Source organism: Peterkaempfera griseoplana, assembly GCF_001418575.1.
GTDB classification, from domain to species: domain Bacteria; phylum Actinomycetota; class Actinomycetes; order Streptomycetales; family Streptomycetaceae; genus Peterkaempfera; species Peterkaempfera griseoplana.
On sequence record NZ_LIQR01000394.1, the window covers coordinates 1 to 6,094 of the forward strand.

The window sequence follows — 6,094 nt, forward strand, 5'->3', positions numbered from 1 at the left end:
AGGCTGGCGCGCTGACCGGGCGCCGGAAGGCCGGGTCAGTGGGCGCGGGAGTACTGCACCGGAGGAAGCACCTCGGCACCCAGCCGACGGGCGGCCTGCAGGGGCCAGGTGGGGTTGCGCAGCAGCTCACGGGCGAGCAGTACGGCGTCGGCCCGACCGGAGGCCACGATCTCCTCGGCCTGCTCGGGCTCGGTGATCAGGCCGACGGCAGCGGTGGGAAGTCCGGTCCGGACGCGGACGGCCTCGGCGAAGGGCACCTGGAACCCGGGAGCGACCGGAATACGGGCGTCAGGTGCGATGCCGCCGGTGGAGACGTCGAGGAGATCGACCCCTCGGGCCTGGAGCTCCTTGGCCAGCAGGACGGTGTCCTCGCCGGTCCAGCCCTCCCGTTCGTCGTCGGTGTCGCCGGAGAGCCAGTCGGTGGCCGAGGTGCGGAAGAAGAGCGGCAGCTCGTCGGGCCAGACGGTGCGGACGGCCTCGACGACCTCCAGGGCCAGACGCATCCGGTTCTGGATCGTCCCGCCGTAGGAGTCCGTGCGCCGGTTGGCGTACGGGGAGAGGAACGCATTGATCAGGTAGCCGTGGGCGCCGTGCAGTTCGATCACCTTGAACCCGGCGTCGTGGGCGCGGCGGGCAGCGTCCGCGAAGCCCCGGACGACGCGCTGGATCCCGTCGGTGTCCAGCTCGTGCGGGACGGGCCGGTCGCCGAAGGCCAGCGCGCTCGGAGCGACGGCCTGCCAGCCTCCCTCCTCCGGGGAGAGCACGCCGCGGCCTGACCAGGGCTGGGCGTCACCGGCCTTGCGTCCGGCATGGGCGAGCTGGATGCCGGGGACGGTGCCCTGCTGTTCGAGGAAGGCGGTGATCCGGGTGAAGGCCTTCTGCTGGCGCTCGTTCCACAGCCCCAGGTCATGGGAGCTGATGCGGCCCTCGGGCAGGACGGCGGTGGCCTCGACCAGAATCAGACCGGCGCCGCCGGCCGCGCGGGAGGCAAGGTGCTGGAAGTGCCAGTCGCCGGGGACGCCGGTGTCGGCGCCCTCGGGTGCGGCGGAGTACTGGCACATCGGCGCCATCCACACCCGGTTGGGGATCGTGAGGCTGCGCAGGGTGAGGGGCTCGAAGAGAGCACTCATGTGTCTTCCTCGCTCGGGTAGCGGCGATGCGGGTGGTCCTACTGCAGCAGACAATAGGCAGCGTAAGAAATAATTGCAACCGCATGGTGTTTGGGTGGCTCGGGCCATACTCGGGTCATGCAGCAGAGCAGCACGGGGCGGATCGCCTATGACGCACTGGTTCTGGCAGGCGGGGCCGCCCGCCGGCTCGGCGGAGCGGACAAACCCGGCTTGCGGGTGGGGGAGTCCACGCTGCTGGTGCATGTGCTGGCGGCCTGTCCCGACGCGGGCGCCACGGTGGTCGTCGGCCCGGTCCGTGACACGGCCGGCCGCACGGTGCGCTGGGCCAGGGAGGAACCGCCCGGCGGCGGCCCGGTGGCTGCGGTCGCCGCAGGACTGCCGTACGTCCAGGCACCGGTGGCGGTGCTGCTGGCAGCCGATCTGCCGTTCCTCGACCGGCCGACCGTACGGCGGCTGGTGGAGGCACTCGCAACCCCCGGACCGGACGCCGCGGTGCTGGTCGACGCCGACGGCCGGGAGCAGCCACTGGCCGCCGCCTACCGTACGGAGGCCCTGCGTGCCGCGCTCGCCGATCTCCTCGCCCGGAGCGGTGGCCGCCCGGACGGCCTGCCGTTGCGCCGGCTGGTCGCCGGACTGCGGACGGCCAGGCTCCCGGACCCCGGCGGCGCCGCCTACGACTGCGACACCTGGGACCAGGTCGCGACCGCCCGGCAGCGCCGGTCCCGCTGAGCCGCCGGCGGTCCTCCCCAGGCAGGGAGAGCCCGTGCAGGGAACACCCGTCCGGGGCAGGCCCGGGCGGCGCAGCCCGGATCGGCACCGGCGCGACCCGGACAGGCGCGACGGGCCCGGGAACGGCCGACACGGCACCGGTCGGTGCATGCCGCCCGTCCCCGGATCCGGGAACATGGGCGGCGTGCTGGATGACTGGATCACCGAAGCCAGGACCGAACTGGGTGTCGACCTCGACGTCGATGTCGCCGAGCTGCTCGACATGACCAAGGTCGTGGCCCACGGAGTCGCCCGCCCGGCGGCCCCGTTGACCGCTTTCCTGGTCGGCTACGCGGCGGCCCGCGCCGGAGGCGGCCCCGAGGCGGTCACCGAGGCCTGCCGCAAGGCGGAGGCCCTTGCCCGGCGATGGGCGGCCGAACGGCACGACGCCGACGGTCCCGGATGAGTACGGACGCACCCGTGGGCACCGACGCCGGGACACCGGGCACCTCCAAGCCGCCCCGGAGCCCGGACGACCCCTTCGACCAGGACGCGCCCGCGGCTCCCCCGGCCGATGCCCCGCAGCCGGGGCCGCCGCCCGGGATGCCCTGGCAGTCGGCCCGCGACAGCGCCCGCCGGGCCGGCGGCCGACCGCTGGAGACGCTCCGCGTCGATGCGGCCCAGGCCCTGGGCCACGCCCTCGCCGAGCCGCTGGTCGCCCGCACCGACCTGCCGCCGTTCGACACCGCCGCCATGGACGGCTGGGCCGTCGCCGGCCCCGGACCCTGGCGGCTGCACGGCGGTCTGCTGGCGGGCCAGAGTCCGTCCGGTCCGCTCCCCGACGGCACCGCCACCAGGATCGCCACGGGAGCTCCGCTGCCGGCCGGCGCCACCGCCGTGCTGCGCCGGGAGCACGGTTCGGTGGAGCAGCGCGGGCCGGGCGGTGACCTGCTGCACGACCACGCCCCCCGGGCAGCGGAACCGGGCCGCGATGTCCGCCCGCGCGGTCAGGAGTGCCGCCGGGGTGAGCCGTTGCTGCCCGCCGGCGCCACCGTCACCCCGGCCGTGCTGGGCCTCGCCGCCGCAGCCGGCTGCGACCGGCTCGCCGTGCACCGCCGTCCCACCGTGGAACTGCTGCTGCTCGGTGACGAGCTGCTGGAGTCCGGCCCGCCCAGGGACGGCCGGGTCCGGGACGCCCTGGGTCCGCTGCTGCACCCCTGGCTGGAGGGGTGCGGGGCCCGGCTGGTCGGCCGTCGCCTGGTGCGGGACGACCTGGCGCTGCTGCGGGACGCCCTGCGGCACTCGTCCGCCGATGTGGTGGTCACCACCGGCGGTACGGCCGCAGGGCCGGTGGACTTCCTCCATGAGGCACTCACCCAGGCCGGCGCCCGGCTGCTGGTGGACTCCGTGGCGGTCCGCCCGGGCCATCCGATGCTGCTCGCCGAGCTGCCGTCCGGGTCCGGGCCCGCAGCCGCCGGCCCCGCGGGGGCACCGGGGCCGCGCTCCCCGGCGGGGCAGCCTGCCGGGACCGCGCCCAGGCTCCGCCATGTGGTCGGTCTGCCGGGCAACCCGCTGGCCGCGGTGGCCGGGGCGGTGACCCTGGCCGTCCCGCTGCTGCGCGCCCTGGGCGGCCACCCGGCCGGAGCGGCCCGCCGGGTCCTGCTCGCCGACGGGATGCCCGGGCACCCGCGTGACACCCGGCTGCTGCCGGTGCGGCTCTCGGAGGGAGGCGCCGAACCCCTGGCCTTCGACGGTCCGGCGATGCTGCGCGGCCTGGCCCTCGCCGACGGCCTGGCGGTGGTCCCGCCCGGTGGTCTGCCCGCCGGCGCGGTGGTGGAGCTGCTGGAGGTACCGGGCCGTTGAGCTTCCAGCAGCCGCCACCGGCACCGCCGCCCCGTCCCTCCGGCCGGCCGCGGGCCAACGACCGGCCGCCTCAGCAGGAGCGGACCTGGTCGCTCCGCCAGGAGCCCGCCGACCGATGGGTCCTGCTGCCGAACCGGCCCGCGCTGCCACCGCTGCTGCAGGTCGCCCGGCGGCTGCTGCTGGCGCTGGCGGTGCTGGCGCTGACGGTGCTGCTCGTCTATGCAGACCGCGGTGGCTACCACGACAGCGCCGGCGGACCACTGGACCTGCTGGACGCCGCCTACTACGCCACGGTGACCCTCTCCACCACCGGGTACGGCGACATCACGCCGGTGAGCGACTCGGCCCGGCTCACCAACATCCTGGTGATCACCCCGCTGCGGGTCGTCTTCCTGATCATCCTGGTGGGCACCACCCTGGAGGTGCTGGCCGAGCGCACCCGCCGCCAGCTGCGGCTGACCCGCTGGAGGAACGCCTTGCGCGAACACACCGTCGTCGTCGGCTACGGCACCAAGGGCCGTCATGCGGTGAACGCCCTGTTGGGCCAGGGGTTGTCCCAGGACGAGATCGTGGTGGTGGACCCCCAGCGACAGGCGGTGGAGGCAGCCACGGCCGACGGTCTGGTGGCGGTGCTCGGCGACGCGACCCGTACCGAGACCCTGCAACGGGCCCGGCTGGAGACCGCCTCCAGGGTGGTGGTGGCCGCCCAGCGCGACGACACCGCCGTACTGGTCACCCTGACCGCGCGGCAGCTCAACCGGCGGGCCACCGTGGTGGTCGCGGTGCGCGAGGACGAGAACGTCCCGCTGCTGCGGCAGAGCGGCGCCGATGTGGTCGTGACCAGCTCCGGCTCGGCGGGACGCCTGCTGGGGATGTCCATGCTGAGCCCCAACACCGGCGCGGTGATGGAGGACCTGCTCACCCATGGCACCGGGATGGACCTGGGGGAGCGGCCGGTCACCCGCGCCGAGGCGGGGCGCAGCCCGCGGGAGTGCCCCGATCTGGTGGTCGCGGTAGTGCGGGGCAGCAGACTGCTGCACTACTGCGACCCCGAGGCGGCGGTGCTGCAGCTTACCGACCGGCTGATCACGATCCGTGAGGCCTCACGGGCCTGATGTCGGCGGTCCGGGTCCGGCGGGGCTAGCGTGGTCGGCATGCGAGCGATCACTGTTCCGAAACCGGGCGGCCCCGACGCGCTGGTGTGGGCGGAGGTGCCGGATCCCGTGCCAGGCGAGGGCGAGGTGCTGCTGGAGGTGGCGGCCTCGGCCGTCAACCGGGCCGATGTGCTGCAGCGGCAGGGCTTCTACGATCCCCCGCCGGGCGCGTCGCCCTATCCGGGGCTGGAGTGCTCCGGACGGATCGCGGAACTCGGCCCGGGGGTGGCCGGGTGGGCGGTGGGTGACGAGGTGTGCGCGCTGCTGAGCGGCGGCGGGTACGCGGGCCGGGTCGCGGTGCCGGCCGGACAGCTGCTGCCGGTGCCCAGGGAGGTCGGGCTGGTCGAGGCTGCCGGCCTGCCCGAGGTGGTCTCGACGGTGTGGTCCAACGTCTTTCAGGTCGCGCATCTGCGTCCGCGGGAGACGCTGCTGGTGCACGGCGGGTCGAGCGGCATCGGCACCATGGCGATCCAGCTGGCCAAGGCGGTCGGGGCGACCGTCGCGGTGACCGCGGGCAGCGAGGAGAAGCTGGCGGCGTGCCGGGAGCTGGGTGCGGACGTGCTGATCGACTACCACCGGCAGGACTTCGTGGCGGCGCTGGCGGACGCGACGGAGGGCCGGGGGGCGGACGTCATCCTCGATGTCATCGGGGCCAAGTACCTCGACCGCAATCTGGACGCCCTGGCGGTCAACGGCCGGCTGGTGGTCATCGGTATGCAGGGCGGGGCCAAGGCGGAACTGAACCTGGGCAAGCTGCTCGCCAAGCGGGCCGCGATCGCGGCCACCAGCCTCCGCGCCCGGCCGCTCGACGAGAAGGCCGCCATCGTGGCGTCGGTGCGGGAGCACGTCTGGCCGCTGATCGAGTCCGGTGTGGTGCGGCCGGTGGTCGACCGGGTGCTGCCGATGGCCGAGGCGGCCGAGGCGCACCGGCTGATGGAGAGCAGTGGGCACATCGGGAAGATTCTGCTGGCGGTGTGATCCGGGCCGGGGCGGCGCCGGGACGGCTCGGCGGGGAGGCCGGGGTGCGACGGGGCCGGTGCGGCGGTGCGGGGTTGCCCCGACGGAGATCAACAGTCCGATATGCCGTGGATGTCGGCCTGTGTGATTCTGGAGAGGAACCGTCCGGCCACGCTCCGCAGGCCGGAGGGTAGCGGCGCCGAGGTCCTGGGCGCCGCCGGCCTTGCCCGGTGCCGTCGCCCCAGAGCGGCGGCTGTCGGAAGGACGCCCGCCAGTGACCGC

General features: G+C 74.9%; 4 protein-coding genes and 2 pseudogenes. 5 read left to right on the forward strand and 1 reads right to left on the reverse strand.

All coding sequences use genetic code 11. The annotated features are described in order from the left end of the window. Window positions 1-35: 35 nt before the first annotated feature. Window positions 36-1,130, reverse strand: a complete 1,095-nt coding sequence (locus tag AOK09_RS27095; RefSeq protein WP_055589877.1) for an NADH:flavin oxidoreductase/NADH oxidase — start codon at window positions 1,128-1,130, stop codon at window positions 36-38. 117 nt (window positions 1,131-1,247) lie between these two features. On the opposite strand from AOK09_RS27095, the pseudogene mobA reads away from it, so the two are divergent. The 5 genes and pseudogenes from mobA to AOK09_RS27120 form a co-directional block, all read left to right on the forward strand. Then, window positions 1,248-1,847, forward strand: a pseudogene (gene mobA / locus AOK09_RS27100) (molybdenum cofactor guanylyltransferase); the annotation flags it as partial. A gap of 162 nt (window positions 1,848-2,009) precedes the next feature. Continuing rightward, window positions 2,010-2,304: pseudogene (locus tag AOK09_RS27105) on the forward strand (DUF6457 domain-containing protein); the annotation flags it as partial. A 137-nt stretch (window positions 2,305-2,441) separates the two neighbouring features. Then, window positions 2,442-3,701, forward strand: a complete 1,260-nt coding sequence (locus tag AOK09_RS27110) for a molybdopterin molybdotransferase MoeA (RefSeq protein WP_055589880.1) — start codon at window positions 2,442-2,444, stop codon at window positions 3,699-3,701. 122 nt (window positions 3,702-3,823) lie between these two features. Further along, window positions 3,824-4,816 (forward strand): potassium channel family protein, encoded by a 993-nt coding sequence (locus AOK09_RS27115; RefSeq protein WP_107101461.1) that lies wholly within the window; start codon window positions 3,824-3,826, stop codon window positions 4,814-4,816. Between the two features lie 39 nt (window positions 4,817-4,855). Further along, the gene (locus AOK09_RS27120; protein ID WP_055589882.1) at window positions 4,856-5,833 is read left to right on the forward strand and encodes an NAD(P)H-quinone oxidoreductase; all 978 of its coding nucleotides are present in this window, start codon (window positions 4,856-4,858) and stop codon (window positions 5,831-5,833) included. Window positions 5,834-6,094: the final 261 nt, after the last annotated feature.